The sequence below is a fragment of the Streptosporangium roseum DSM 43021 genome (assembly GCF_000024865.1).
Classification (GTDB): Bacteria; Actinomycetota; Actinomycetes; order Streptosporangiales; family Streptosporangiaceae; genus Streptosporangium; species Streptosporangium roseum.
This window is the reverse complement of the sequence record NC_013595.1, coordinates 4,284,171-4,311,107: the sequence shown is the minus strand read 5'-3', so window position 1 is coordinate 4,311,107 and position 26,937 is coordinate 4,284,171. Positions and strand designations below refer to the sequence as shown.

At 71.7% G+C, this 26,937-nt stretch carries 29 protein-coding genes; 10 read left to right on the top strand and 19 right to left on the bottom strand.

All coding sequences use genetic code 11. From position 1 onward, the window contains the following. Positions 1-14 precede the first annotated feature (14 nt). Both SROS_RS18800 and SROS_RS18795 read right to left on the bottom strand, forming a co-directional pair. A complete protein-coding gene (locus tag SROS_RS18800) occupies positions 15-377 on the bottom strand; it encodes an MmcQ/YjbR family DNA-binding protein (protein WP_012890534.1) in 363 nt (120 codons plus the stop codon). Continuing rightward, positions 374-799: a MarR family winged helix-turn-helix transcriptional regulator gene (locus tag SROS_RS18795; RefSeq protein ID WP_012890533.1), complete on the bottom strand. Its 426-nt coding sequence runs from the start codon at positions 797-799 to the stop codon at positions 374-376. Before SROS_RS18795 ends, SROS_RS18800 begins: the two co-directional genes overlap by 4 nt. Positions 800-883: 84 nt before the next feature. Here SROS_RS18795 and SROS_RS18790 point away from each other — a divergent pair, with 84 nt between their 5' ends. Then, on the top strand, positions 884-1,294 hold the full coding sequence (locus tag SROS_RS18790; RefSeq protein ID WP_012890532.1) for an organic hydroperoxide resistance protein: 411 nt from the start codon (positions 884-886) through the stop codon (positions 1,292-1,294). Positions 1,295-1,297: 3 nt separating this feature from the next. Here SROS_RS18790 and SROS_RS18785 read toward each other — a convergent pair whose 3' ends face one another. Further along, positions 1,298-1,666: a DUF2203 domain-containing protein gene (locus SROS_RS18785; RefSeq protein WP_012890531.1), complete on the bottom strand. Its 369-nt coding sequence runs from the start codon at positions 1,664-1,666 to the stop codon at positions 1,298-1,300. An 83-nt stretch (positions 1,667-1,749) separates the two neighbouring features. Next, the gene (locus SROS_RS18780) at positions 1,750-3,048 is read right to left on the bottom strand and encodes a cation:dicarboxylate symporter family transporter (protein WP_245564672.1); all 1,299 of its coding nucleotides are present in this window, start codon (positions 3,046-3,048) and stop codon (positions 1,750-1,752) included. A gap of 138 nt (positions 3,049-3,186) precedes the next feature. Here SROS_RS18780 and SROS_RS18775 point away from each other — a divergent pair, with 138 nt between their 5' ends. The 3 genes from SROS_RS18775 to SROS_RS18765 all read left to right on the top strand — a co-directional run bounded on the left by SROS_RS18775 (position 3,187) and on the right by SROS_RS18765 (position 5,863). Continuing rightward, positions 3,187-4,770, top strand: a complete 1,584-nt coding sequence (locus SROS_RS18775) for a sensor histidine kinase (RefSeq protein WP_245564752.1) — start codon at positions 3,187-3,189, stop codon at positions 4,768-4,770. Further along, on the top strand, positions 4,767-5,438 hold the full coding sequence (locus tag SROS_RS18770; protein WP_012890528.1) for a response regulator: 672 nt from the start codon (positions 4,767-4,769) through the stop codon (positions 5,436-5,438). Before SROS_RS18775 ends, SROS_RS18770 begins: the two co-directional genes overlap by 4 nt. Before the next feature lie 80 nt (positions 5,439-5,518). Then, positions 5,519-5,863, top strand: a complete 345-nt coding sequence (locus SROS_RS18765; protein WP_012890527.1) for an anti-sigma factor antagonist — start codon at positions 5,519-5,521, stop codon at positions 5,861-5,863. Here the strand turns inward: SROS_RS18765 and SROS_RS18760 are convergent, their stop codons facing one another. Together SROS_RS18760 and SROS_RS18755 are read right to left on the bottom strand one after the other, a co-directional pair. Next, complete coding sequence (locus tag SROS_RS18760; RefSeq protein WP_012890526.1) at positions 5,864-6,088, bottom strand: HGxxPAAW family protein; 225 nt, start codon at positions 6,086-6,088, stop codon at positions 5,864-5,866. A gap of 27 nt (positions 6,089-6,115) precedes the next feature. Continuing rightward, positions 6,116-6,553 (bottom strand): MarR family winged helix-turn-helix transcriptional regulator, encoded by a 438-nt coding sequence (locus tag SROS_RS18755; protein ID WP_043656048.1) that lies wholly within the window; start codon positions 6,551-6,553, stop codon positions 6,116-6,118. An 89-nt stretch (positions 6,554-6,642) separates the two neighbouring features. On the opposite strand from SROS_RS18755, the gene SROS_RS18750 reads away from it, so the two are divergent. Beyond that, on the top strand, positions 6,643-6,825 hold the full coding sequence (locus tag SROS_RS18750; protein ID WP_012890524.1) for a hypothetical protein: 183 nt from the start codon (positions 6,643-6,645) through the stop codon (positions 6,823-6,825). 4 nt (positions 6,826-6,829) lie between these two features. Here the strand turns inward: SROS_RS18750 and SROS_RS50995 are convergent, their stop codons facing one another. After that, the gene (locus tag SROS_RS50995; RefSeq protein ID WP_169369314.1) at positions 6,830-6,991 is read right to left on the bottom strand and encodes a hypothetical protein; all 162 of its coding nucleotides are present in this window, start codon (positions 6,989-6,991) and stop codon (positions 6,830-6,832) included. 137 nt (positions 6,992-7,128) lie between these two features. Here SROS_RS50995 and SROS_RS18745 point away from each other — a divergent pair, with 137 nt between their 5' ends. The 3 genes from SROS_RS18745 (at position 7,129) to SROS_RS18735 (ending at position 10,294) form a co-directional block, all read left to right on the top strand. Further along, positions 7,129-8,301 (top strand): Gfo/Idh/MocA family protein, encoded by a 1,173-nt coding sequence (locus SROS_RS18745; protein ID WP_012890523.1) that lies wholly within the window; start codon positions 7,129-7,131, stop codon positions 8,299-8,301. Between the two features lie 358 nt (positions 8,302-8,659). After that, positions 8,660-8,854: a DUF5302 domain-containing protein gene (locus tag SROS_RS18740; RefSeq protein ID WP_012890522.1), complete on the top strand. Its 195-nt coding sequence runs from the start codon at positions 8,660-8,662 to the stop codon at positions 8,852-8,854. Between the two features lie 216 nt (positions 8,855-9,070). After that, complete coding sequence (locus SROS_RS18735) at positions 9,071-10,294, top strand: exonuclease domain-containing protein (protein ID WP_012890521.1); 1,224 nt, start codon at positions 9,071-9,073, stop codon at positions 10,292-10,294. A 19-nt stretch (positions 10,295-10,313) separates the two neighbouring features. On the opposite strand, the gene SROS_RS18730 is transcribed toward SROS_RS18735, so the two are convergent. The 6 genes from SROS_RS18730 to betA form a co-directional block, all read right to left on the bottom strand. Continuing rightward, on the bottom strand, positions 10,314-10,886 hold the full coding sequence (locus SROS_RS18730; protein WP_012890520.1) for a sarcosine oxidase subunit gamma: 573 nt from the start codon (positions 10,884-10,886) through the stop codon (positions 10,314-10,316). A 30-nt stretch (positions 10,887-10,916) separates the two neighbouring features. After that, positions 10,917-13,730, bottom strand: a complete 2,814-nt coding sequence (locus SROS_RS18725) for a 2Fe-2S iron-sulfur cluster-binding protein (RefSeq protein WP_012890519.1) — start codon at positions 13,728-13,730, stop codon at positions 10,917-10,919. After that, a complete protein-coding gene (locus SROS_RS52185) occupies positions 13,727-14,005 on the bottom strand; it encodes a sarcosine oxidase subunit delta (RefSeq protein WP_012890518.1) in 279 nt (92 codons plus the stop codon). The genes SROS_RS18725 and SROS_RS52185 overlap by 4 nt, the downstream gene beginning before the upstream one ends. Positions 14,006-14,037: 32 nt before the next feature. Then, positions 14,038-15,264 carry a sarcosine oxidase subunit beta family protein gene (locus SROS_RS18715; protein WP_012890517.1) on the bottom strand — a complete coding sequence of 409 codons (1,227 nt, stop codon included), beginning with the start codon at positions 15,262-15,264 and terminating at the stop codon, positions 14,038-14,040. 42 nt (positions 15,265-15,306) lie between these two features. Next, on the bottom strand, positions 15,307-17,733 hold the full coding sequence (locus tag SROS_RS18710; protein WP_012890516.1) for a GcvT family protein: 2,427 nt from the start codon (positions 17,731-17,733) through the stop codon (positions 15,307-15,309). A gap of 152 nt (positions 17,734-17,885) precedes the next feature. Next, positions 17,886-19,544: a choline dehydrogenase gene (betA, locus tag SROS_RS18705; protein ID WP_245564670.1), complete on the bottom strand. Its 1,659-nt coding sequence runs from the start codon at positions 19,542-19,544 to the stop codon at positions 17,886-17,888. Between the two features lie 115 nt (positions 19,545-19,659). Here betA and SROS_RS18700 point away from each other — a divergent pair, with 115 nt between their 5' ends. Beyond that, entirely contained in the window at positions 19,660-20,451 is a 792-nt protein-coding gene (locus SROS_RS18700; protein WP_012890514.1) for an IclR family transcriptional regulator, read from the top strand. Here SROS_RS18700 and SROS_RS18695 read toward each other — a convergent pair. From SROS_RS18695 to SROS_RS18685, 4 genes are all read right to left on the bottom strand, one after another. Further along, a complete protein-coding gene (locus SROS_RS18695) occupies positions 20,423-22,711 on the bottom strand; it encodes an FdhF/YdeP family oxidoreductase (RefSeq protein ID WP_012890513.1) in 2,289 nt (762 codons plus the stop codon). The genes SROS_RS18700 and SROS_RS18695 overlap by 29 nt on opposite strands. A 115-nt stretch (positions 22,712-22,826) precedes the next feature. Further along, a complete protein-coding gene (locus SROS_RS18690) occupies positions 22,827-23,951 on the bottom strand; it encodes an aromatic ring-hydroxylating oxygenase subunit alpha (protein ID WP_012890512.1) in 1,125 nt (374 codons plus the stop codon). A gap of 404 nt (positions 23,952-24,355) precedes the next feature. After that, positions 24,356-24,514: a hypothetical protein gene (locus SROS_RS50990; protein ID WP_012890510.1), complete on the bottom strand. Its 159-nt coding sequence runs from the start codon at positions 24,512-24,514 to the stop codon at positions 24,356-24,358. Positions 24,515-24,564: 50 nt separating this feature from the next. After that, positions 24,565-25,137, bottom strand: coding sequence for a dihydrofolate reductase family protein (locus tag SROS_RS18685; protein ID WP_012890509.1), 573 nt, complete (start codon positions 25,135-25,137; stop codon positions 24,565-24,567). Between the two features lie 72 nt (positions 25,138-25,209). Here SROS_RS18685 and SROS_RS18680 point away from each other — a divergent pair, with 72 nt between their 5' ends. Then, positions 25,210-25,800 carry a TetR/AcrR family transcriptional regulator gene (locus tag SROS_RS18680; RefSeq protein ID WP_012890508.1) on the top strand — a complete coding sequence of 197 codons (591 nt, stop codon included), beginning with the start codon at positions 25,210-25,212 and terminating at the stop codon, positions 25,798-25,800. A 205-nt stretch (positions 25,801-26,005) separates the two neighbouring features. Here the strand turns inward: SROS_RS18680 and SROS_RS18675 are convergent, their stop codons facing one another. Together SROS_RS18675 and SROS_RS54430 are read right to left on the bottom strand one after the other, a co-directional pair. Continuing rightward, a complete protein-coding gene (locus SROS_RS18675) occupies positions 26,006-26,692 on the bottom strand; it encodes a hypothetical protein (protein WP_012890507.1) in 687 nt (228 codons plus the stop codon). A gap of 76 nt (positions 26,693-26,768) precedes the next feature. After that, entirely contained in the window at positions 26,769-26,930 is a 162-nt protein-coding gene (locus SROS_RS54430) for a LuxR C-terminal-related transcriptional regulator (protein ID WP_081453432.1), read from the bottom strand. Between the last annotated feature and the right edge of the window lie 7 nt (positions 26,931-26,937).

The window sequence follows — 26,937 nt, the reverse complement described above, 5'->3', positions numbered from 1 at the left end:
CAAGGAGGTCCACCTCAGCGGGACGTCGTGACCCCGGGCTCGCCGAAGTGGGCGGCCGCGACCCTTCTGGGCACGACCATCCGCCATGCCTCCTCGACGAGCTCCCGCGCCTCGGGCCCGTCGATCGCGCCCAGCCACACCCGCACCCAGTTGTAGCGCTCGTCGGAGGGCCGGGGCAGGTGGAACTTCCCCGGTTCGGCCGCGATGAGCGCCGCCCTCTCCTCCTTGGGGAAGGCGAAGCCCATGGAGGTCTCGTCGGGCGAGATCGCGGCGTAGACGATCCTGCCCACCCGGAACGTCACCCGGTCCCTGACGATCCTCTCCTCGGTCCGGGGCAGCGCCATGGCCACGCGGCGGACGTCGTCACCCGTGATCACCGGGCCGCCTCGTCGAGGGCGGCGGTGAGGCGGCGCAGCGTGCCCTGCAGTTCGAGCACCTCGGCGAGGTCGAGGCCGGTGGCCTCGAAGATCCTGCCGGGCACCTCCAGGGCCCGCCGCCTCAGCCCGGCGCCCTCGGGCGTGAGCCGTACCAGCACGGAGCGCTCGTCGGCGGCGCTGCGCTCCCTGTGCACCAGCCCCGCCGCCTCCAGCCTCTTGAGCAGCGGCGACAGCGTGCCCGAGTCGAGGCGCAGGGCCACGCCGAGCTCCTTGACCGTCACCGGCTGGCGCTCCCAGAGCACCATCATCGCCAGGTACTGCGGATAGGTCAGGCCGAGCTCGCGCAGTTCCTTGCGGTAGACACCGTCCAGCGCCCGCGACGCGGCGTGCACGTCGAAGCAGACCTGGTTCTCCAGCAGCATCTTCACGGCGCTCAGTATATCAATTTGACTGTCATCAATTTAGTTGTGCACAATCAAGTTGTCGGCAACTAAAGAGGAGACTCCATGAGCACGCTGTACACGGCCGTCGCCACCGCCTCCGGACGTGAAGGGCGGGCGGTGACCTCGGACAACCGCCTCGACGTGACGCTCGCGCCGCCGAAGGAGCTCGGCGGCTCCGGCGAGGGCACCAACCCCGAGCAGCTGTTCGCGGCGGGCTACGCGGCCTGTTTCGCCAGCGCGCTCCAGCTCGTCGGCAGGCGGATGAAGCTCGACGTCTCCGACGCCGCCGTGACGGCCGAGGTCGGCCTCGTGCCCGACGGCCAGGCCTTCGGACTGACCGTGACGCTACGGGTCGAGCTCCCCGAGGAGTTGCGGGGCGAGAGCGGCACCGCCCTGGTGGAGGCCACCCATCAGGTCTGCCCCTACTCCAACGCCACCCGGGGCAACATCTCAGTCACCCTGGTGGTCGAGTAGGGATCACGCCCGGCGGAGGGGGCGGCGACCGGCGAAGCCGAGGTCCTCGCGGTGATACCAGGCCAGGTCGCGGTCCCCTTCGAGCCAGCACAGCCGGACGGACACCCCGTCGAGCACCGAGGGGAAGTCCACCAGCAGGGGCGCGACCCCCTTGATCTCGATGCCGTGCGCCTCGAACCAGCCGAGGATCTCGTCCAGCCGCGCCTCGAAGGCCTTCGCCTCCGGCAGGCCCCCGGACTCCGAGACCCCGTGCTCGCGGAGGTCCCGCACGAGCTCGGCGAGGTCTCCCCGGAGGCTCACGAATTCGTCGGCCCGCTCCAGCAGCGCCGGCATCAGCGCCCGCGCCTCTTCGACGGTGAAGATCCTGCCCACTCCTGAACGTTAGCGCCTCACCGGCACATCCGGCCCGGCGCCTTCATCGCCCGCGCGATCCGGCGGCCTTCCCGGCCGGCCGGCTACACCGCCGACATCTCCGGATCGGCGCGTTCGGCCGGCGGAGCGGGCGGCTCCTCCTCCAGCAGGGTGGTCTCGTCGAACGGGACGCGGCCGGCCAGCACCTCGGCCGCGCGTTCCCGGTCGAACTCGCCGGTCCAGGTGCCGACCAGGACGGTGGCGACCGCGTTGCCGGCGAAGTTGGTCAGCGCCCGCGCCTCGGACATGAAGCGGTCGATCCCGACGATCAGGCCGACGCCGTCGACCAGGTCGGGACGGTGGGACTGCAGGCCCCCGGCGAGGGTGGCCAGGCCCGCGCCGGTGACCCCGGCGGCGCCCTTGGAAGCGATGATCATGAAGACCAGCAGGGAGACCTGCTCGCCGAGCGAGAGCGGGGCACCGGTGGCGCTCGCGACGAACAGGGTGGCCATCGTCAGGTAGATGGCGGTGCCGTCGAGGTTGAAGGAGTAGCCGGTCGGCACGGTGATGCCGACGACGGGGCGGCTCACGCCGAGGTGCTCCATCTTGGCGATCAGTCGCGGCAGGGCCGACTCCGAGGACGAGGTGCCCAGGATGAGCAGGAACTCCCGGCTGAGGTAGCGCAGCAGGGACAGCAGGTTGACCCGGGCGACCAGCCAGAGCATCGGCCCCAGCACGCCCAGCACGAACACCAAGCAGGTCACGTAGAAGGCGAGCATGATGACGCCGAGACTCGTGAGCGCGTCCACGCCGGTGGCGCCGACGACCGCGGCCATCGCGCCGAAGGCGCCGACCGGGGCGGCCCACATGACCATGGCGAGGATGCGGAAGACGAGCCGCTGGATGTGCCCGATGCCGGCCAGGACGGGCGCGCCCCGCGCCCCCATGGCCTGCAGGGCGAATCCGGCGAGCAGGGCCACCAGCAGGGTCTGCAGCACCTGGCCCTCGGTGAAGGCCGACACCAGCGTGGTCGGGATCATCCCGAGCAGGAACGTCACCGTGTCGCTCTCACCGCCCTTGGCCGCCTCGGCCTCGGCGCTCCTGCGGAGCTCGTCGGTGAGCTGGAGGCCGTGGCCGGGGTCGATCAGGTTGCCCACGGCCAGGCCGATGCCCAGCGCGACGGTCGACATGACGAGGAAGTAGCCCAGCGCCAGGCCGCCGACCCTGCCGACCTTGGCGGCCTGGGTGACCGATCCGACGCCGAGCACGATGGTGCAGAAGATGATCGGGCTGATCATCATCTTGATCAGCGCGACGAAGGCCGTGCCCAGCGGTTTCAGCTCCTTGCCGAGATCGGGGGCCACGAGCCCGACGGTGATCCCGGAGATCACCGCAATGATCACCGCTATATACAGATAATGAGTGCGATCTCGGGACATAGTGGACTCTCGATCTTCTCGATCTCGAGGAAAACTTCGGTCGAGCGACTATGCGTCCACCGTGTGACCCAAGTCACCATTGCGTACATTTTGGTCGTGGACATGAGGACGCTGCCGGGGCGGATGCGCCGCTGGAGCCTGGCCCGGCAGATGCTGGCCTTGCAGATCGCCGTCGTCGGGGTCACCGTGACGGGAGGCGCGGCGCTGGCCTTCCTCCAGGCCCGCGACCTGCTCGTGGAGGAGGCGGCGGGGAAGTCCAGGGCGGTGACCGTCAGCGTGGCCGACTCCCCCTCGGTCCTGGCCTCCCTCGGCGACTCCGTCGCGCTCCAGCCGTACGCCGAACGGGTCCGGCGGGAGACCGGGGTGGACTTCGTCACGATCATGAGCACCGGCGGGCTCCGCTACACCCATCCCAACCCGGCCCAGATCGGCCGCCGGTTCCTGGGCACCACCGCGCCCGCCCTGGAGGGCCGGACCTTCACCGAGACCTACACCGGAACCCTCGGCTCCTCGGTGCGCGCCGTCGCCCCGGTGCGCGACGCCGCCGGGAGGGTGCGGGCCCTGGTCAGCGCGGGCATCACGGTCGAGAGGATCGGCGTCAGGCTCCGCGGGCAGATCACCGGCGCGGTGGTCATCGGCCTGCTCGGCCTGTCCACCGGCGGCGCGGGCACCTATCTGGTCGGCAGCCGGCTGCGCCGCCAGACCCGCGGGATGGGCCCCGCCGAGCTCAGCCGGATGTACGAGTACCACGACGCGATCCTGCACGCCGTACGGGAGGGGCTGCTGCTGGTCGACGACGCGGGCAGGCTGACGCTGTGCAACGACGGCGCCCGGGAGCTCCTCGGCCTGCGCGGCGAGGCGGACGGGCAGCACGTCACCGAGCTGGGCCTGCCCTCCTCCCTCACCGGGCTGCTGGTCGCCGGGGAGAACCGGAGCGACGAGATCCACCTGACCGGAGAGCGGACACTCGTGGTGAACGTCGCGGTGGTCCGCTCCGGCAACCGCTCGCTCGGCACGGTGGTCACCCTGCGCGACCACACCGAGCTGCAGTCCCTGACCGGGCAGCTCGACGCCGAGCGCGGCTTCGCCGACTCCCTGCGCGCCGCCGCGCACGAGTCGGCCAACCGGCTGCACACCGTCATCACCCTGGTCGAGCTGGGCCGCGCCGAGCAGGCGGTGGCCTTCGCGACCGCCGAGCTGAGGGCGGCGCAGGAGCTCACCGACCGGGTGGTGGGCGCGGTGCGCGAGCCGGTGCTCGCGGCGCTGCTGCTGGGCAAGAGCGCCGAGGCGGCCGAGCGCGGCGTGGAGCTGGCGATCAGCCCGGACACCGAGCTCGACGACATCGGCCTGGACGGCCGGGATCTGGTGACGATCCTCGGCAATCTGATAGACAACGCGGTCGAGGCGGCCGTGTCGGGCGTCCCGCCCGCGCGGGTGGACGTCCGCCTGCGCGCCGACGGGACGACCTTCCTGCTCGGCGTGTCCGACAGCGGCCCGGGGATGGACGCCGCCACCGCGCGGGAGGCCTTCCGGCGGGGCTGGACCACCAAGGGCGACGGCCGCGGGCTCGGGCTGGCCATGGTGGGTCAGGCGGTGCGCCGCCTGGGCGGCACGATCGACGTCGGCGGCGGCCGGGGAGCGGTGTTCACCGTACGGCTGCCGCTGCGAGGGAGGGATGTTCCGTGATCTCGGTGCTGGTCGTCGAGGACGAGGAGATCACCGCCGAGGCGAACCGCCTCTACGTGGAACGGGTGCCCGGTTTCCGGGTGGAGGGGGTGGCCAGGTCCGGCGGGGAGGCGCTGCGTTTCGTACGGCGCCGCCCGGTGGACCTGATCCTGCTCGACCTCTACCTGCCCGACATGCACGGGCTGGAGGTGTGCCGGGCCCTGCGGGCGGCGGGCGTCCTGTCCGGCGTCATCGCGGTCACCTCGGCGCGCGACCTGTCGGTGGTCCGGTCCGCGGTCTCCGTCGGCGTGGCGCAGTACCTGCTCAAGCCCTTCACGTTCGCCTCGCTCAGCGAGAGGCTCACGCGCTACGCGGAGTTCCGGTCGTCGGTGGAGGGATCGGGCGAGGTCGGCGGCCAGAACGAGGTGGACCGCGCGCTGGCCGCCCTGCGGGGCCCGGGGCACAGCCCGCTGCCGAAGGGGATGGCCCCGGTCACCCTCGACGCCGTGCTGGCGGAGCTGCGCAAGGCCCCCGCGGGCGTGTCGGCGCAGGCGGCCGGCACCGCGATCGGCATCTCGCGGGTGACCGCCCGCCGCTACCTGGAACACCTGACGGACAGCGGCGTCGCGTGCCGGGTCCCGCAGTACGGCGGGGTCGGGCGGCCCGAGCTGCTCTATCGAATCGTTTGAGTTCCGATGCGCCGCCGGGGCCGCAGACCTGGTAGGACAGAGGCAGCCCGCCCTGCGACCCGCGGGCGGAGGGGTGAGGCATGGCCTTTTTCACGGTTTCGACGAGCCGGCACGGGACGGCGTGCGTCGTCCGGGCGGACGGGGAGCTCGACTACGGCAACGCGCCCGTCTTCCGCGACGAGATGACCAAGGTTTGGGAGGCCGAGGCCCCTCCCACGATCGTCATCGACGTCACGGCGCTCACCTTCTGCGACTCCACCGGCGTCGCGGAACTGATCGTGAGCCTCCGGCGGAGCCGCACCCTGGGCACCCGCCTGGTCCTCGTCGGCGTTCACGGCACCCTGGAGCGGATCCTGACCATCACCGGTCTGCGCTCCGCCTTCGAGCTCTCCCCCTCCGTGGAGGAAGCCCTTCGGGAGATGTGATCAGCTGGTGTGGTCCAGCGGCACCCGGGGCGCGTCGATGATCACGTCGGAGAAGATGTCGACCAGCAGGGCGATCACACCGCCGACGGCGACGATCCCGGCCCCCACCCAGAACAGCATCCAGCTGGGACCGATGCACAGGGCCACACCGCCGACGGTGAACCCGATCAGAATGACGATCACCGCAAGCCAAGACTTGGGGCTTCCTCCGTGGCTTCCAGCCATGAGCCTTTCCTGTCCTCTCTGTGTGGATCAGGGATCCGTGCCGTTCGCCGCGGCGATCACCCTGGTCAGCGACCGGTGGAGCTCCTGCAGCTCCTCCAGTCCCATACCCAGGCGTTCGACGACTGACGGCGGGATCCTCTCAGCTTCGCTCCTCAGCTCCCGGCCCTTCGGAGTGAGCGTGACCTCCAGGACGCGCTCGTCCCGGGTGCCGCGCCGCCGCCGGACGTAGCCGATCGCCTCAAGTCGTTTGAGGAGCGGGGACAGCGTACCGGGGTCGAGTTGCAGTAGCTTGCTCAGCTCCTTCACAGACAGGGGCGCGTGCTGCCAGAGCGCGAGCATCACCAGATACTGCGGGTGGGTGAGCCCCATGGGTTGCAGCAGCGGCCGGTAGACCCCGATGACACTGCGCGAGGCGACTGCCAGGGCAAAGCACACTTGCCGCTCCAGATGGAGCGCATCGGTCATCTCGCTCACGCACACCTCCTATCGACATAGTACGATAATTGGTGCACAAACTATTGTGACCCCAAGCATAGGTCTGCCAAAGGAGGCCCATGTTCAACCGCAAGCCGATCGAGGAGCGGATCGCCGAGCGAGAGTCCCGGCGGCCGGCCCTAGCGGAGGGCAAGCACTTCGAGCACGGACCGGCGAAGTTCATCTTCATCTTCGTCATCGTGTTCGTGGTGGTCGGTCACCTCGCCGGACTACTGCTGCTGATGGCCATGGGCCTGCACTGAGACGTCACCCGGACCGGAGGCCGAGCGTGTCGCAGTCCTTCGGCAGGCCGTACCGCTTGCCGTCGAGGGTGTAGAGGCCGCCGAGCAGCCGGGGGAACTCGGCGGCGCCCACCCTGCCGGCCGCGATCGCGCCGGCGCGCAGAAGTGCCCGCACCTTCCTGCTCAAGTCATCCCTGTCCCCTGCTCAAGTCATCCCTGTCCGCCGAACCCGTGAGAGCGAGTACGGCGACTGGCGCTCATTTATGAAAATAACTAGAATAATTGGAGTATGAGCGAGCAGCCCCATGGCGAACAGGAGCGACAGTGAGGAACGACCTCCGCATCGGAGTGGCGGGATACGGCCTGAGGAGGTCACTGGCTCGCGAGGCGCACCGGCCGGGGAACGGCAGCCGGGTGGTGGCGCTGTACGACCCCGACCCCGCGGCACAGCGGCAGGCCCGCGACGAAATAGGCTCCGACCTGCGGGTGGCCGCCGATTTCGACGCGCTGCTGCACGACGACGTGGACGCGGTGATGATCCTCACGCCCGACCACACCCATGCGGAACTGGCCGTCGCGGCGCTGAAGGCGGGCAGGGCGACCCTGGTGGAGAAGCCGCTGGCGATCACGGTCGAGGACTGCGACCTGATCTTGCGCACCGCCCACGAGCACCGCGCCCGGCTGTACGTGGGGCACAACATGCGGCACATGCCGGTCGTCCGCACCATGCGGCAGCTCATCACCGACGGCGCGATCGGCGAGGTCAGGGCCGTGTGGTGCCGCCACTTCGTCGGGCACGGCGGCGACTACTACTTCAAGGACTGGCACGCCGACCGGCGCAACACCACCGGCCTGCTGCTGCAGAAGGGCGCCCACGACATCGACGTCATCCACTGGCTGGCCGGGTCCAGGACCGCCCTGGTCGCCGGCATGGGCGGCCTGACGGTCTACGGGCAGGTCACCGACCGTTCCGAGGGACTCCCGGAGGACTGGTTCAGCCCGGAGACCAACTGGCCGCCCCTCGCCCAGCGCGGCCTCAACCCGGTGGTGGACGTCGAGGACCTCTCCATGGTGCAGATGCGCCTGGAGAACGGCGTCTACGCCAGCTACGAGCAGTGCCACTTCACCCCCGACTACTGGCGCAACTACACCGTCATCGGTACGGCCGGCCGCCTGGAGAACTTCGGCGACCACGGGGAGGGGGCCGTCGTCCGGGTCTGGAACGGCGGGCGGCGCGGCTACGACCCCGAGGGCGACCTCCAGGTGCCGATCGCGGCGGGCGTGAGCGGCCACGGCGGCGCCGACGAGGGGCTGATCAACGAGTTCGTCCGGTTCGCCGTCGAGGGAGGCCCGACCGACACCTCCCCCGTGGCCGCGCGCGACAGCATCGCGGCCGGGGTCCACGCCACCGAGTCCCTGCGGGACGGCTCGACGCCCCGCCAGGTCCCTCCCGTCGCCCCCGAGCTGGCCGCATACTTCGCCGCCGGGCAGGTTTGAGCGGAATTATGTAAACCCTTTGAATAAATAAACTCCCGTGTCCGGCCCGGCACTCGGGGGCCGCCCGGGGGCTTCAGGAGGTCGCGGCGGACAGCGTCCGGTCGAGGTGGTCGAGGGCCGGCCGTACCGCGCCGAGCGCCGCCGGCTCGTTGCCGGGTTCAGCCTGCGGAGCAGGGACGCGTCACCGCCCTCCTGTCCCGTCGCACCTCTCGACCTCGCTCGCAACCACTTCGGAGGGCTATCCTCCTTAGGCAAGAGCCTTACATATTTCCAGCCAACCGACTCTCTATTTAGGACGTGAGAGGATGATGATCCGGTTGGCCGGAGTTGGACTGCCCGCCCAGATCAGGAGGTCCGTATGTCTGACGTCACGCCGGAACCCGAGAGTTCCGAGGACGAGCTGAAGCGCAAGTTCCGCGAGGCCCTGGAGCGCAAGAAGGTCGCGCAGACGGAGGCGAGCACCGGGGGCAAGGGGAAGAACGCCTCGAAGATCCACGGCGCCCACGGCCCGGTCGGGGGCAAGCGTTCCTTCCGCCGCAAGAGCGGTGGCTGAGTGCGTCCGGTTCAGGCGTCCCGCCTGAACCGGACCACGTCGCCGCCCGGCTGGCCACCGACCAGTGGGCGGCGCACTCCCCCGCGCGCCGGGGTACGCTCGCGCTCTGGAGAGAGTTCCCGCCCGGGCCTTCGCCCGCCGTCGTGGACAGCGGGGCGCCGGCGCGCGCCGTGACACGACCTCCGTTCCGGGGCGGCTCCATTCCGAAGGAGGGCGATGCCCGGGCCGGGCCGGCCGCGTGGATACGCGGTCATCGACCTTGAGACGACCGGTCTGCGGCCGTCGTGGAACGACCGGGTGATCGAGATCGGGATCGTGCACCTGGATCTCTCGGGCGAGGTCACCGGGGAGTGGGCGACCCTGGTCAATCCCGGGCGCGATCTCGGCCCCCAGCACATCCACGGCATCACCGCGGCCGACATCCGGCACGCCCCGGCCTTCGGGGAGATCGCGGGCGCGGTCGCCGAGCGGCTCGACGGCAGGGTGGTGGCCGCCCACAACCTCCCCTTCGACGCGGGCTTCCTCTCCCACGAGTTCGGCCGCCTGGGCCTCGACACCCCGCTCGACCACACGGCCGGGGTCTGCACGATGGCGTGGTCGGCGCAGTTCCTGCCCGGGGCCCCGAGGAGCCTGGCCGCCTGCTGCGCCAGGGCCGGGGTCTCCCTCAACGGCCACCACGAGGCCCTGGCCGACGCCCGCGCCGCCGCCGGGCTGCTCCGCCACTACCTGGCGCTCGCCGGCCCGGCCGCTCCCTGGGAACCGCTGATCGAGGCCGTCCGCGGCGCCGCCTGGCCGGCGGCCGGCGACCCGGGGACCGCCGGGGTACGGCGCGGCGTCGCGGCCGAGCGCGACCCGCACTTCCTGACCAGGATCGCGGACCGGCCGGCGACCCCGCCCCGGCCCGAGGCCGCGACCTCCTACCTCGCCCTGCTCGACCGGGCACTCCTCGACCACCACGTCTCGGTGGCCGAGTCCGACGCCCTGGTCCGGCTCGCCTCCGCCCTCGGGCTCGGGCGGGGCGAGGCGGAACGGCTGCACCTCGGCTACCTCGCGGCCCTGGCGCGGACCGTCCTGTCCGAAGGCCCGGTCACCGAGGACGACCGGCACGAGCTGGCCCTCGTCGCGGCCCTCCTCGGCCTGCCTGCGGAGGCGGCGGACCGCGCGCTGGCGGGCGACCCCGCGAGCCCGCCGCCGGATTTCACGCGGTTCCGCCTCTCCCCCGGCGACCTGGTCGTCTTCACCGGCGAGATGGACGGTCCCCGCGACGACTGGGAGTGGCGCGCCCTCCAGGCGGGCTACATCCCGCACGGCTACATCACCAGGAAGGTCAGGCTCCTGGTCGCGGCCGACCCGGACAGCCTGTCCGCCAAGGCGCGCAAGGCCCGTGACTACGGCATCCCGATCGTCACCCCCGACGCCTTCGCCCGCATGCTCGGCTAGGGTCCCGGCCCCGCGGCGGTCATCCCGGCTGCCCGGAGAGGTATCCGGCGGCGGCGTCGAGCAGCCACGTGGCGAGGTAACCGGCGAACGACGGGCGGACGAGCACCAGGAACTCGCCGCCGTCGCGGGCGACGAGCAGGACCTGCGCGCGGGCCAGCATGGTCTGGGCGCACCGGCCCGGGCCGAAGACTCCAGGGTGCAGGTCGAGGGCACAGCCGTGGGCCAGCAGGTCACGCGCCTTCGGCCCGGCCACCAGCAGCGTGGTCCGCTGCGCCGAGACGTCGGTGACCGCGACGTGCCCGGTCCCGGCCGCGGCCCGCAGCCGGGTCTCCAGATCGCGTGCCCGTCCGGGCTCCCCGACGACCAGCCATTCGTCGGGGCCGAGCCACAGCACGTCGGCGTCCGCGCTCCCGTACGTGCCGGGTTCGGTGGGGAGCGGCACGCCGAGGGCGCGCCCGAGGGCGCCGGCCGCGGGGCTGCCGGGATCCAGACGCAGGTTGACCTGGGTGAGGAACGGCACTTCCGCGATGCGCAGGTTGCCGTCCGACACCGGCTCGAACCGGGCCGGCGGGCTCGGTCGCTCATCCGTCACGGCGCGCTCCCCCGAGGTCGTGTCGATCGCTCATCCGTCACGGCGCGCTCCCTCGGGGTCGTACAGGACGTGGCGGGTGACGGTGACGGGGACCTGATCGGCCCCGACGGGCACGTAGAGCCGCTCGCCGACGCGCTCGCGCCCGCCGCTGACGAGGGCGAGGGCGAAGGTCCGCCCGAGTGCCGCGCTGCGGTAGCCGGAGGTGACGTGGCCGAGCGTGGGGACCGGCGGCTCGGGCAGCCGGGCGGTGGCCACCAGGTGGGCGCCTTCGGGCAGCAGCCGGTCCGGGTCGTCCGGCAGCAGGCCGACCAGGTGCTTGCGGTCGGGCCTGAGGTCGCCGGGGCGGGCGTGTGAGCGCTTGCCGACGTAGTCGGCCTTCTTCCTGGAGACCGCCCAGTCCAGGCCGAGGTCGGCGGGGGTGACCGTGCCGTCGGTGTCCTGGCCGACGATGGGGTAGCCCTTCTCCGCCCGGAGCACGTGCATGGTCTCGGTCCCGTACGGCGTGACCGCCCCGCTCCCCTGCACCGCCTCCCACAGCGCGAGCCCGTCCCAGGCACTGACGTTGATCTCATAGGCCAGCTCGCCGGAGAAGCTGATCCGGCACACCCTCGCCTCGATGCCCGCCACCCGGGCGTCCCGCCACGTCATGAACGGGAAGCTCTCCCTGTCCACGGCCAGGCCGGGGGCGAGCCTGGCCAGCACGGCCCGGGAGCCCGGCCCGGCGAGCGCCACCGTCGCCCACTGCTCGGTGACCGAGGTGCAGTACACCCTCAGCGACGGCCACTCGGTCTGCAGCCACTCCTCCATCCAGTCCAGGACCGCGGCGGCGTTCCCCGTGGTCGTGGTGGCCAGGAAGCGGTCCTCCGCCAGGCGGGCCACCGTTCCGTCGTCGAAGACCGTCCCGTCCGGCCGGCACATCACGCCGTAGCGGATCGCGCCCACGGGGAGGGTGCCCATCATGGTGGTGTAGAGCCGGTCGAGCAGCTCGGCGGCGTCCGGCCCCTGGAGATCGATCTTGCCCAGCGTGGAGACGTCCATCGCCCCCGCGCCCTGCCGTACGGCCGCGCACTCCCGCAGGACCGCGGTCCGCATGTCCTCGCCCGCGCGGGGGTAGTACCGGGGCCGCTTCCACTGGCCGACGTTCTCGAACAGCGCGCCGCGGGCCACGTGCCACCCGTGCAGCGGGGTGACCCGGACGGGATCGTGCAGCGCCCCCCTGTCGCGCCCGGCGAGGGTGGCGAAGCTCACCGGCACGTACGGCGCGCGGAAGGTGGTGGTGCCGAGCTCCGCGACGTCCACTCCGAGGAGGTGGGCGACGACCCCGCCGGTCAGCAGCCCGGAGGTCTTGCCCTGGTCGTGGGCGGTCCCGGCGGTGGTGTAGCGCTTGACGTGCTCGACCGAGCGGAGCCCGGCCCCGGTCGCCCGCATGACGTCGGCGACGGTCACGTCCCGCTGCAGGTCGACGAAGTGGCCGCGGTAGTCGGCGGCGGGGACGAGCCACACGTGCTCGGCGGGCGCCTCCGGAGCGTCCTCGGCGCGGGCGGCGGGCCGGTGCCCGGCGCGGAACCCGGCCGCCTCCGCCGCCCGCGCCCCGGCCGCGGCTCCGTCGGCGAGACAGCGGCCCAGGGTGGACAGCCCCCGCGCGGCGCCCGCGACCTCCACCGCCTGGCGGGTGGCGGCGGGCAGGAAGGCGCCGAGCCGCTCGTCGTAGCGGAGCCGTCCTCCCGCCTGGCCGAACAGGTGGACCACGGGGTTCCAGCCGCCCGACACCAGCAGCAGGTCCGCCTCGAACTCCCGGCCCCCGGCGGAGCCTCCGGAGAGCTCCCCGGCGGGGCCTCCCCCGGAGTCCGCGGAGACGGTCACCGAGGAGACGCCCTCCTGCCCGCCCACTCCGGTGACGAGGTGCCCGGCGAGCACCTCGCTCCCGTCCCATGACCGGCCGCCGCCCCGCCGTACGTCGACGACGGCCGCGACCTCGACGCCGGCGGCCGCCAGGTCGCGGGCCGCGGCGTAGGCGCTGTCGTTGGCGGTGAACACCACCGCGCGACGGCCCGGCAGGACGCCGTACCGGTTGACGTAGGCGCGGGCGGCGGAGGCGAGCATGACGCCCGGCCGGTCGTTGCCGGCGAAGGCGACGGACCGCTCGTGCGCGCCGGTCGCCAGCACGACGCGGCGGGCGCGGATGCGCCAGACGCGCTCGCGGGAGGACGCCCGCTCCCCCCGTCGCTCCACCGCGACCAGGTAGTTGTCGTCGTAGTAGCCGAGGACGCCGGTGCGGGCCAGCACCCGCACATCGGGGTGGCCGTCCAGCTCGGCCAGCGCGGCGGCGGCCCACTCGGCGCCGGGGACACCGTCGACCGTCTCGGCGGTGTCCGGCAGGCTGCCCCCGGGCACGGGCCGGTCGTCGGCGAGGACGACCCGGGCGCCCGAGCCGGCGGCGGACAGCGCCGCCGAGAGCCCGGCGGGCCCGGCCCCGACCACCAGGACGTCGCAGTGGGCGTACACGCCGTCATGGCGCGCCGGGTCGGCCCCGCCGCTCAGCCTCCCCTTCCCCGGCAGGCCCCTGGCCACCAGCCCGTCGTACAGCTCGACGGTGGTGGCCTGCAGCATCGGTTCGGGGAAGGGGTGTTCGATCTGGACGAGCGCGTTGGGCTCCTCGGTCCACGCGGCGAAGACGCCCCGGGGACGGCCCAGCCGGACGCTCGTCGCGACCGTGCGCACCCCGTTGGCGAGCAGGGCGGCGGCGAGCGTGTCGCCCCGGCACCCCTCGTAGTCGCGGCCGTCGAACCGGAACCGCAGCGTCTCGCCCCGGTGGCCGTCCCTGCGGAACGGCTGGCGGGTCACGGGCTCACCGGCCTCTGCCCGCCCGCGCGGTAGACGGCGTGGATCTCGTTGGTCGCGGTGTCCCGGACGACGTTGAACCAGCGGCGGCAGCCGGCCGCGTGGCTCCACCGTTCGGCGAAGGGCCCCTTGGGGTTGTCGCGGAAGAACAGGTAGCGGGCCCATTCGGCGTCGGAGAGGGCGGCGGGGTCCGCGGGGTAGGCGACGTGCGCCTGCCCGCCGTAGTGGAACTCGGCCTCGTCGCGCGGCCCGCACCACGGGCAGGGGATGAGCATCATCGGTCGGTCTCCTTCAGTGCGCCGCCACGGCTTCAGTGGGCCACCGCGGCGGCGCCGTGCTCGTCCACGAGCGCGCCGGTGGTGAATCGTTCGAGGGAGAAGGGGGCGTTGAGCGGGTGCGGCTCGCCGTGGGCGATCGTGTGCGCGTAGCACCATCCGACCCCCGGCGTGGCCTTGAACCCGCCGGTGCCCCAGCCGCAGTTGACGTAGAGGTCCTCGACCGGGGTGAGCCCCACGACCGGGGAGGCGTCGGGGGTGACGTCCACCACCCCGCCCCAGGTCCGCAGCACGTGTGCCCGCGCGAAGACGGGGAACAGCTCCAGCGCCGCGGCCATCTGCCGCTCGATGACGTGGAAGGCGCCGCGCTGCCGGTAGGAGTTGCAGGCGTCGATGCCCGCTCCCATGACCAGCTCGCCCTTGTGCGCCTGGCTGACGTAGACGTGCACGGCGTTGGACATGACCACCGTCGGGTGCACGGGTTCCAGCAGCTCCGACACCAGCGCCTGGAGGGGGTGGCTCTGCACCGGCAGGTCCAGCCCCGCCATCCGGGCCACGACCGAGGAGTGACCGGCCGCGCACATCGCGACCCTGCCCGCCGCGATGCGCCCCCGGGTGGTCCGTACGGCCCGCACCCGCCCGCCGGCGACGTCGATCCCGGTGACCTCGCAGTGCTCGATCAGGTCGACGCCCATCGCCGCGGCCGCGCGGGCGAACCCCCACGCGACGTTGTCGTGCTTGGCGATCCCGGCCCGGGGCTGGTAGGTCGCGCCCAGCACCGGGTAGCGCACGTCCTGGGAGACGTCGACGATCGGGCAGACCCGCCTGACCTCCTCGGGGCTCAGCCACTCGGCGTCGACGCCGTTGAGCCGGTTGGCGTTGACCCGGCGCACGCCCTCCCGGACGTCCTGCAGGCTGTGGGCGAGGTTGAGCACGCCGCGCCGGCTGAACAGGATCGGGTAGCCGAGATCCTCCTCCAGCCCCTCCCACAGTTTCAGCGAGTGCTCGTAGATGCCCGCGCTCTCGTCCAGGAGGTAGTTGGAGCGGATGATGGCGGTGTTGCGGGCCATGTTGCCGCCCGCCAGCCAGCCCCTCTCCAGTACGGCCACGTTGGTGATCCCGTGGTCTCTGGCCAGGTAGTAGGCCGTCGCCAGGCCGTGGCCGCCCCCTCCGACGATCACCACGTCGTAGGAGGCCGCCGGCTCGGGGCTGTTCCACAGCCGGTCGGGGTGCTCGGGCGGGCCGGCGTCGTGGACGCTCATCGCGATCCCTTCCGTGAGGCGGTCATGGGTGCTCTCCCGCGCCTAGCCGCGCAGCCGCTCCATCGCCGGGTCGTAGAGCGGTTCCCCGGCGACGGCGGCGGCGATCCGCCGGTCGAAGTAGCCGATGTGGAGGGTCTGTCCGGGGACGGAGAGCGCGGCCGGCAGCCAGGCGTAGGCGACGCCCCTGCCGATCGTGTGTCCGTAGGCGGCGCTGGTGACGTATCCGACGCACTTCCCGCCGTCGTAGACGGGCTCCTTGCCCATGACGACGGCGTCGGGGCCGTCGATCGTCAGGCAGGTCAGCCGGCGCCGCACCGAGGCCCGGCGCTCCTGGAGGGCCTCGCGGCCGATGAAGTCGCCCGTGCCCGCCTTCCGTACGGCGGAGCCGAGTCCGGCCTCGTAGGGGTCGTGCTCGTAGGTCATGTCGGTGCCGAAGGAGCGGTAGCCCTTCTCCAGCCGGAGGCTGTCGAAGGCGCCTCGGCCGCCGGCGATGACCCCGTGCCGCAGGCCCTCCTCCCAGAGGGTGTCCCACAGCTTCGCGCCGAGGTCGGCCGTCGTGTAGAGCTCCCAGCCGAGCTCGCCGATGTAGGAGAGCCGCAGCGCGGTGACGGGCACCGTGCCGACGTGGCCGCGCTTGCCGCGGAAGTAGCGGAAGCCGTCCCGGGAGAAGTCCGGGCCGGCCAGCGGGACCATCAGGTCACGGGCCCGGGGGCCCCAGACGCCGACGCAGCAGGTGCCCGCCGTGATGTCCCGGATCACGACCGAGCCGTCGGCGGGGAGATGGCGGTGGAGCCAGTCGAGGTCGAGGTTGCCGTTGGCGCCGATCTGGAACAGGTCCGGGCCGAGCCGGGCGACGGTGATGTCGCCGCGGATGCCGCCGTCGGCGTTCAGCAGCAGGCAGTAGGTCACCGAGCCGACGGGCCTGCCGACGTCTCCGGTCGAGATCCGCCGCAGGAAGGCGGCGGCTCCCCGGCCGCCGACCTCGATCCGCTTGAGCGCGCTCATGTCGTACAGCGCGACTGACTCCCGCGAGGCCCGTGCCTCGGCGGCGACGATCGGCGACCAGTAGCGGGCGGCCCACTCGTCCGGCCGGGGGACGTCCCGGCCTCCGGCCGGCGCGGCGTTGGCGCCGTACCACTGGGGGCGCTCCCAGCCGCCGGCCTCCAGGAAGAACGCGCCGAGCTCGCGCTGCCGGGAGTGGAAGGGGCTGGTGCGGATCGGGCGCAGGTTCTCCGGCGGTTGCAGCGGGTGGATGATGTCGTAGACCTCGGCGAAGTTCTGGCAGCCGCGGGTCAGGACGTACTCCGGGGCGAGCTGGTGGGGCTCGAACCGGTTGACGTCGCACTCGTGCAGGTCGAAGGAGGAGCAGTGGCCGTCGGCCAGCCACTCGGCCATGGCCCGGCCCACGCCCGCCGAATGCGTCACCCACACGGCCTCGGCCACCCAGAAGCCCCCGACCTCGGGCGACTCGCCGAGCAGGGGCATGTTGTCGGTGGTGAAGGAGAAGAGGCCGTTGACGCCCTCCGCCATCTCGGCCTCCCGCGTCGCGGGCAGCAGCGAGCGGGTCTCGGTCCACGCCGGGGCGAAGTCGTCGCCGGTGAACGGCATCACCGACGGCATCACCTCCGCCACGCCGACCGGGAGGATCTCGTCGGGGCGGACCGGCATCGGGCGGTGCCCGTAGTAGCCGATGCCGATCCGCTCGAAGTGCTCCCGGTAGTACAGGTCGGCGTCCTGGTGGCGCAGTATCGGCCGGACGGCCTCCTCGGTCTGCCCGCGCAGCGCGGGGACGGGTCCGGTCCAGGCGAGCTGGTGCGCCAGCGGGGTCAGCGGGAGGGGCATCCCCACCATGCCCGCGATCTTCGGGCCCCAGATGCCCGCGCAGCAGACCACGAGGTCGGCCGGGATCTCTCCCCGGTCGGTGACGACGGCGGCGACCCGGCCGTCCTCGACGCGGATGTCCAGCACCTCGTGCCGGTCCAGCACGCGCACGCCGCGTTCCCGGGCGAGGCGGAGCTGGGCCTCGACGGCGCGCACCGTCTGCGCCAGGCCGTCGCCGGGGAGGAAGAGGCCGCCCAGCACCCGGCCGGGGTCCAGCAGGGAGTGCCGCTCCAGGCACTCTCCGGGCGTGAGCAGGTGCGCCTGGAGCCCCCAGGCCACGGCCCAGCCGTGGCGGCGGCGCAGTTCGGCGAGCCGTTCGGGCGTGGTGGCCACCTCCAGGCCGCCCACCTGGAGGAAGCAGCCGAGTGACACGAACTTCTCGACGGTGTAGCGGGCCAGCTCCGTCATGGTCTTGGACGGGTTCGTCTGGAACACCAGCCCGGGGGCGTGGGAGGAGGATCCCCCCGTGGACGGCACGGCGCCCTGGTCGACGACGGTGATGTCGTCCCAGCCCCTCGCGGAGAGCTCGTCCGCGAGGGCCGCGCCGACGACTCCGGCTCCGACGACGACGACGCGACGGCCTGCCATACCCACCTCCGCCGTTGCGCACTTCGAAACGTAGTGCGCTTCCCGCAACAGGTTCTCCCCTGCGGGCCGTACGGTCAAGGACGGATCGGGCGGCCGCCGGAGGGCCGGCCGGCCGCGCCCCGGCGGGAGGCCGCCAGGGGCGGGCCGTACGGTCAGCCGTCCGCGCCCCCGCGGTGCCGGTAGAAGCCGGCGGGTTCGGCCGCCATCGGCGTGTCGCCCAGGATGAGGTCCGCCGCCTTCTCCGCGACCATCATGACCGGCGCGTAGATGTTGCCGTTGGTCACGTACGGCATGACCGAGGCGTCCACGACGCGGAGCCCGTCGAGGCCGTGGACCCTCATGGAGAGGGGATCGACGACGGCGAGGTCGTCGACGCCCATCCGGGCGGTGCAGGAGGGGTGCAGCGCGGTCTCGCCGTCCTTGGCCACCCAGTCCAGGATCTCCTGGTCGGTCCGGACCTCCGGTCCGGGCGACAGCTCCCCCGCGTTGAACTCGTCCATCGCCCGCTGGGTCAGGACGTCGCGGGCGACCCGGACCGCCTCCACCCACTCCCGCCGGTCCCGCGCGGTGGACAGGTAGTTGAACCGCAGCGCCGGATGGACCCGGGGATCGGTGCTCCTGATCTTCACCGAGCCGCGCGCGTCGGAGTACATCGGCCCGATGTGCACCTGGTAGCCGTGCCCGCCGACGGGCGCGGACCCGTCGTAGCGGACGGCGACGGGCAGGAAGTGGAACATCAGGTTGGGGTAGTCGACGTCGTCGTTGCCGCGAACGAAACCGCCCGCCTCGAAGTGGTTGGTCGCTCCGGGCCCGCTGCGCAGGAACAGCCATTGCGCGCCTATCCACGGCCGGTTGCGCCACTTCATCGCGGGCTGCATCGACACCGGCCGCCTGCAGCCGTACTGGATGTAGACCTCCAGATGGTCCTGCAGGTTCTCCCCCACCCCCGGCAGGTCGTGCACGACGTCGACGCCGAGGGCGCCCAGTTCGGCGGCGTCGCCCACACCGGAGAGCTGGAGCAGCTGCGGGGAGTTGATCGCGCCGCCGCAGAGGACGACCTCGCCCGCGCGGACCGTCCGGCCGTTGTACTCGACGCCGACGGCGCGTCCCCCCTCGAAGAGGATCCTCGTGACGAACGCCCGGGTCCTGATCTCCAGGTTGGGGCGTCTCCTGACGGGATGCAGGTAGGCCCGCGCGGCGGAGAGCCGGCGCCCCCGGCGGATGGTGCGGTCGAAACGGGCGAAGCCCTCCTGGCGGTATCCGTTGACGTCGTCGGTCAGCGGGTAGCCGGCCTGCTGCGCCGCCTCGAAGAACGCCGCGAACAGCGGGTTGCGCACCGGCCCGCGCTCAAGCACCAGAGGCCCGTCGTGTCCTCGCAGGGGATCGTCCGGGTCCGCGGCGAGGCAGTTCTCCATCCGCTTGAAATAGGGCAGGCAGTGGGCGAAGTCCCAGGTCTCCATGCCCGGGTCGGCGGCCCAGCGCTCGTAGTCCAGGGGATTGCCCCGCTGGAAGATCATGCCGTTGATGCTGCTGGAACCGCCCAGGACCTTGCCGCGGGCGTGGTAGATCCGGCGGCCGTTCATGTGCGGCTCGGGCTCGGACTCGTACTTCCAGTCGTAGAACCGGCTGCCGATGGGGAAGGTCAGCGCGGCGGGCATGTGGATGAAGACGTCCCAGGGGTAGTCCGGGCGGCCGGCCTCCAGCACCAGCACCCGGTTGGCGGGGTCGGCGGACAACCGGTTCGCCAGAGCGCTTCCGGCCGATCCGCCCCCAACGATGACGAAGTCGTACATGTCTGCCTCGTCTCGCAAAAGCAGAGGGTAAGATCAACAATCGTACTGAATAGCGCAATTCATTGCACCATCCGCAACGGAGATCGGGCGGGCGCGTTGGACGCGCGTTCCTCACAGCGCCTACAGTCCCGCTATGGGCAACGATTCCTCCAGCCACCGGGCTGACGGCACCGGCGGGGTGCAGTCGGTCGACCGGGCCATCAGCATCCTGGAGATCCTTTCCCAGCGTCAGGAGGCCGGTGTCAGCGAGGTCGCCGTGGAGATCGGCGTCCACAAGTCGACCGCCTTCCGGCTGCTCGGCGCGCTGGAGTCCCGGGGGCTGGTCGAGCAGGCCGAGGACCGGGGGAAATACCGGCTCAGCTTCGGAATGGTCCGCCTCGCGGGCGGCGTGGCCGCCCGGCTGGACCTCACCCAGCAGAGCCGCCCCGTATGCCGGCGGCTGGCCGAGGAGATCGGCGAGACGGTCAACATCGCCGTCCTGCGCTCCCACTACGCGGTGAACCTGGACCAGGTGCGCGGGCCGGCGGCGGTCACCACCCAGAACTGGGTCGGCCAGCTCACCCCGCTGCACGCTACGTCGAGCGGGAAGGTGCTGCTGGCCCACCTCGACGCCCGCCACCGGGCGCGGCTGCTCGACGCCGCCGGCTTCGAGCGCTACACCCCCGGCACGATCACCTCGGTCCCCGCTCTCGAAGAGCAGCTGGACGAGGCCCGGCGCAGGGGCTACGCGGTCACCCTGGAGGAGTACGAGATCGGGCTGAACGCCGTCGCGGCCCCCATCCGCTCCCACGACGGCGAGGTCGTCGCCGCGGTCAGCGCCTCGGGTCCGGCCTACCGCCTCGGCGAGGAGCGGCTGCACGACCTCGCCCCGGTCCTCGTCGCCGGGGCGCGGGACATCAGCCACCGCCTGGGGCACACCGGCTGAGCCTCACCACGACGCTCTTGGACGTGGGGGTGTTGGAGGTCTCCGCGACCGAGTCCAGCGGCACGAGCACGTTGGTCTCGGGGAAGTACGCCGCGCAGCACCCGCGCGCGGTCGGGTAGGCGATGACGCGGAACGCCTCGGCCCTGCGCTCCCCGTCGGGCCACTCGCTGACCAGGTCCACCAGGTCGCCGTCGGCCAGGTCCCGCTCGGCCAGGTCGCCGGGGTGGACGAAGACGACGCGGCGGCCGCCGCTCACCCCCCGGTAGCGGTCGTCCATGCCGTAGATCGTGGTGTTGTACTGGTCGTGGCTGCGGACCGTCTGCAGCAGGAGCCGCCCGGCGGGGACGCGCAGCACCTCCAGGGCGTTGACGGTGAAGTTGGCCTTCCCCGTCGCGGTCGGGAAGCGCCGCTCGTCGCGGGGCGCGTTGGGCAGGGCGAAGCCGCCGGGTGCGCGGACCCGGGCGTTGAAGTCGCCGAACCCGGGCACCACCCGGGCGATGCGGTCGCGGATCGTGTCGTAGTCGGCCTCGAACTCCTCCCAGGGCACGTGGGGGTCGGCGCCGAAGACCTCCCGGGCCAGCCGGCAGACGATCGCCACCTCGGGGAGCAGGTCCGGCGAGGCGGGGCGGAGCCGGCCCCGGGAGGCGTGGACCAGGCCCATGGAGTCTTCGACCGTGACGAACCGGTCGCCGTCGCGCTCGGTGCGCCCCAGCGTCGGGAGGATGAGCGCCTGCTCGCCGCAGACGGTGTGGGAGCGGTTCAGCTTGGTCGACACCTGCACCGTCAGCCGGGCCCGGCGCATCGCCGCCTCCGTCACCGCCGTGTCCGGGGTCGCGGCCACGAAGTTGCCGCCCATCGCGAAGAACACCTTCGCCTCCCCCGAGCGCAGCGCCCTGATCGCCGCCACGGTGTCCAGGCCGTGGTGCCGGGGCGGCTCGAAACCGAACTCCTCACGCAGGGCGTCGAGGAAGCGCTCCGCGGGTCTCTCGTAGATGCCCATCGTGCGGTCGCCCTGGACGTTGGAGTGCCCGCGCACCGGGCAGACCCCGGCACCCGGCCGCCCCACGTTCCCGCGCAGCAGCAGGAAGTTGACCACCTCGCGGATGGTGGCGACGGAGTTCTTGTGCTGGGTGAGGCCCATCGCCCAGCACACGATCACCGAGCGCGCCCCGAGCACCTCACTGACCGTCTCCTCGATGGCGGGCCGCTCCAGCCCGGTCGCCTCCTCGACGTCCGCCCAGTCGAGGTCGCGGACGCTCTTGGCCCACTCGTCGAAGCCGTGGGTGTGGGCCCGGACGAACTCGTGGTCGACCACCGAGCCGGGGTCCGCCTCCTCGGCCTCCAGCAGCAGCCGCGACAGGGCCTGGAAGAGCGCGAGGTCGCCGTTGAGCCGGATCTGCAGGAACCGGTCGGCCAGAGTCGTACCGCGCCCCACCACGCCGGACGGCCGCTGCGGGTTCTTGAAGCGCAGCAGCCCCGCCTCGGGCAGCGGGTTGACCGCGACGATCCGCGCCCCGTTCCGCTTGGCCTTCTCCAGCGCCGACAGCATGCGCGGATGGTTGGTGCCGGGATTCTGGCCGACGACGAAGACGAGGTCGGCGCGGTGCAGATCCTCCAGCGACACCGTGCCCTTGCCGATGCCCAGCGTCTGGTTGAGCGCCGAGCCGCTGGACTCGTGACACATGTTGGAGCAGTCCGGCAGGTTGTTGGTGCCGAACCGGCGCACCATGAGCTGGTAGGCGAACGCGGCTTCGTTCGAGGTGCGGCCGGAGGTGTAGAACACCGCCTCGTCCGGGCCGCCGAGCGCGCGCAGCTCCCGGGCGACGATGGCGAACGCCTCATCCCACGTCACCGGCACGTAGTGGTCGGAGCCGGCCGGCTTGTGCATCGGCTCGGTGAGCCGTCCCTGCTGGCCCAGCCAGTAGTCGGTACGCCCCGCCAGCTCTCCCACGGTGTGCCCGGCGAAGAAGTCGCGGGTGACCCGGCGGGTGGTGGCCTCCTCGGCGACCGCCTTGGCACCGTTCTCGCAGAACTCCGCCGGGCTGCGGTGCTCCCCCTCGGGCCAGGCGCAGCCCGGGCAGTCGAAGCCGTCCTTCTGGTTGACGCGGACCAGGGTCAGGAGGGTGCGGCCGACACCCATCTGGGCGTAGGAGGTCATCAGCGAGCGGGTCACTCCCGGCATGCCCGCCGCCCACTCCTTGGGCGGGCCGACCTCGAGATCATCCTCGGTGACATCCTCGCGCGGAGCCTTCCTCGCCATCCCGGCACCTCTTCCTCCGGTTTCCTTCCGGATCCCGGTTCTCCGCCGGGTGGTCCGGCCCTCCGCCGGATATCCGGCCACGCGGGCGCCGCCCTCGGCCCGCCGGACACCCAATCTACGCCGACGCCGCCCCCAGCCTGCCGAGCACCCAGGCGTGGAACTCCCCGATGTGGTGCTCGCTCGGCACCAGGACGCCGCCCCGGGCGTAGGCCCGGGAGCCCATCGCCGGCTGGCACCTCTCGCAGGCGTCGAAGTCCTGCAGGTTGACCCGGTGGAAGAGCTCGACCGACGGGCCGAGGTCCGTGCCCCGCCCGACGACGTCCTCGCGGAACAGCCAGTCGCACTCGACGATCGTCCGGCCGGCCGCCAGGGGGAACATCCGGTGGATGATCACATGGTCGGGCACCAGGTTGATGAAGACCTGCGGCTTGACGGTGATCGCGTAGTAGCGGCGGTCCTGGTCCTCGCTCACCCCCGGGATCCGGTCCACGCCCTCGGACCCGTCGACCGTGAAGCCCCGGACCTCCTCGCCGAACTCCGCCCCGTGCCCTACGAAGGACTGCGCCGCGTAGCCGTCGGCGAACTCCGGGAGCACCTCGGTGAGCTCGGGGTGGATGGTGGCGCAGTGGTAGCACTCCATGAAGTTCTCGACGACGAGCTTCCAGTTCGCCTTCACGTCGTAGACGATCCTGCGGCCCACGGCGAGCTCGTCGATGCCGTAGTTCCTGATCGGCTCCTCGGCGCCCAGCCGGGTCACCACCTCGCCGACCACGTCCGCCTCGAACGACGGGGGGTCGTCGGCCAGGCACACCCACGCGTAGCCGAGCCACTCCCGCACGTGGACGTTCACCAGCCCGTACCCGGACCGGTCGAGGCCGGGCATCCTGGTGAGGTTCGGAGCGGCGATCAGCCTGCCTTCCAGGTCGTAGGTCCAGGCGTGGTAGGGACACGAGAAGGCATTCTTCACCTGGCCCGACTCCTCGGTGCGGAGCCGGGAGCCCCGGTGGCGGCACACGTTGAGGAAGGCGCGGATCGAGCCGTCCCGGCTCCGGGTGAGCAGGACGCTCTCCCGCCCCACCTGAACCGTCCTGAAGGCGCCGGGCCTGTCCAGCTCGGCGGCGCGGACGGCGCAGAACCACATCGACTCGAAGATCTCCGCCTGTTCCAGGGCGAAGACGCCCTCGTCGGCGTAGTAGCCGCCGGGCAGGGTGGAGATCAGGCTGGGCGGCAGGGCGGTCACGGCGCCTCCTCCGGCGGGACGACATAGAGGGTGCCGTCCTCAGCCACCAGCCGGTGGGCCTCGCCTCGCAGAAGGGCGGCAAGAGGGCGCACGGGGATCATCGCACCCACCTCTGGTTTTACAGGAAGGAACGCTAAGCGCTATACGCAACAGCGTGAGCGCACGGAATTCCCCTGTCAAGAGTCGACATGGGCACCGGATCCCCCATGATCTCTGCGCGTTCCCTCCGTTGGACGGCTACGGCTCCGAACAGACCTGACGGCCGTGGAACCCGGCCGTCAGGTCGCCCCCGGTACCGGCCGAGGCCGCCGACGTGGCGGCCCTGGTCCGCTACGCCCGCGTCCGCAGGTGCGGCACGGCCGGTGCGGGGTGAACCCCCGCACGGCCGGGCCGTACCGGCCCGCTCAGTACCCGCTGCGGCGGGGTGCGGCGGTCGGGCGGCGGGAGGGGTTGGTCCGGCCCATGGGCTTGAGGTCGCGCGCCGGGTGTTCGCGGCGGCTCTGCGAGCGGTCCTGGTGGCCGGGCTTGGCCTGGGTGATCGAGACGGGGAGTTTGACATGCATGCTTTCTCCTTGCGGTTCTAGGCCCTGGTGAATCAGGTGATCTTGTGGTTCTACGCCCTGGCGAGCCAGGTGACCTGGGCGCCGTTGTCGAAGGACTCGCGCCGGGTGGGGGTGAACAGGGTGGGGCTGAACTCTCCCGAGAACATCGGGATGCCGGCGCCCGCCACCACGGGGTAGCTCTTGAGGATGATCTCGTCGATCTCCGGGAGCAGGGAGGCGGCGAGCTTGCCGCCGCCGCAGAGGTAGATGTCCATACCGGTGTCCTCGGCCTTCAGCCGCCGGACGAGCTCGACCGGGTCACCGGTCTCCACCCGCACGGTCGGGTCGTCGATCTTCAGCGTGCTGGAGACGACGTACTGGCGCAGATGGGCGTAGGGGCTCGTGGTGGGGACGGCCAGGGCCGGCTCGAAGGTGCCGCGGCCCATCACGAGCGTGTCGAAGACCTTGTTGGGGACGCCGTCGAGGCCCACGAGCCCGCGGATGTGAGTGGGGAGCGTCTCGGGATAACGGGCGTTGATCCAGGCGGCCATCTGGTCCGACACGGGATAGAAGTCGAACTCGGCGTTGGGGCCGGCGATGTAGCCGTCAAGCGAGACACCGATGTAGTACACAAGCTTTCGCATGCCGTTCAACTCCTGATGTAGTACTCTGTTTGAAGTGGTTTGAATGTAGTACTACACATGGAGTGGTGTCAAGTGCGGAGAAATCCCGAACGGCGGCAGTCGCTGATCGACGCGGCCATCGAGGTACTGGCCAGGGAGGGAGCGCGGGGGCTGACCTTCCGGGCCGTTGATGCGGAGGCGGCGGTGCCCGTGGGCACCGCCTCCAACTACTTCGCCAGCCGCGACGACCTGTTCACCCAGGTCGGCGGGCGTATCTATGAGCGCTTGCTACCCGACGAGGCCACGATCGCCCGCACCCAGGAGGGCGTGCAGGACCAGGCCCGCTACGCCGAGCTCATGCACGAGCTGGTGGACCGGGTCTCCGCCTTCGATTCGGGCTACCTGGCGCTGCTCGAACTCCGGTTGGAGTCCACCCGGCGCCCCGAGCTGCGCGCCGTACTGACCAAGCGCATCCGCGAGGACATCGACACCAACATCGGCAACCACACCGCCTCGGGCCTGCCTGGCGACACGACCTCGGTGCTGCTCCTCTACCTCACGCTGAACTGGCTCATCGTGGAGCGGCTGACACTGCCCGACATCTTCACCGAGCAGGAGATCCGCGAGCTGGTGGACGCGGCCGTACAGAGATCGCTGGATGTGGGCGCGGACGGGCAGACCTGAGTTCGGATCAGCCGTCGCGGCCGGAGTGCCGCAAGCGGCTGATCGATCAGATGCCCCGGGTGGACAGAGCACCTGAACAGGCCTCACGATCAGCCGCACACAGCCCGTACGGTCACCGGCGGCGAGCCCCTTTCCCCGCCGCCGCCGTCAGCCACACGTGGAGCAGGTGCCGTTCATCCCCCGGCGCTGCCGCCGGCGAGGTCCGTCAGGCTCGCGAGCCTGACGGAGTCGCCCACCAGGTTTCCAGGTCGTCGACGGGCTCATGGGTGAGGGAGACGCCGCCGGTCCGATGAGCTATCGAGCGCAGTTCGCTGACGCCCGGGAGGGTCTGGAGGTCTTCCAGCGACACAAGGGTGTTCAGGAGCATGTGGGGGCCGAGGGCGTACCAGTCGGCGATCAGTCCGTGATCGGACAGGTCCTCGGCGGCGCGGGCGACGGCGGCGACGGTCTCCACCAGGGACACGCGACGCGGCGCGACGGCGTCCTCACCTGTGAGACGTCCCTCGTCGGACATACGCCGCCACAGATCCGTACCCGCGTCACAGTAGACGTACGGGGGATCGACGTAGCCGTCCTCAAGCCAGGTCGCGTAGCCGTCGAAGTCGTCGTCGTCCTCATCGAAGACCCGCAGTGCGGTGAAGCCTTCCAGGCCGTCGAAGTACTCACGCCGCCCGGCGTGGTCAGGATGCTGATCCACGGGGAACCGGTAGGTGAATCCACGTCGCAGGAGGATGTCCATCACCCGGAAGTGCGTGAACGAGCAGTCGAATCCACCTTGGAACCTGAACAGCGCGACCACCCAGCCGCGGACGCGCGGGTCGGGGTCGGGATAGTGGGCGTCCAGGGCGCGGATCGAATCCGCGACGAGATCCTCGAACTCGTGCATCGACATCTGGACTCCCGGTCGGCGCTGGAACTCACCGTCGAGAATCTACCGGGATCGGTGCGCCATCCGTCCTCGGGTGGTCTCATCGGTTCTCTCTTGTCCGGGAGGCGTTCAGCCAGAGGGCCTCCTGAATGCGGCTGTCCACCCCCAGCTTGCGGTAGACCGCTTCAAGGTGCTTGTCCAGGGTTCTGATCGAGATCCGCAGCCGTCGCGCCGCGACCTGGCGGGTGAGTCCTGCCGCGATGGACCTG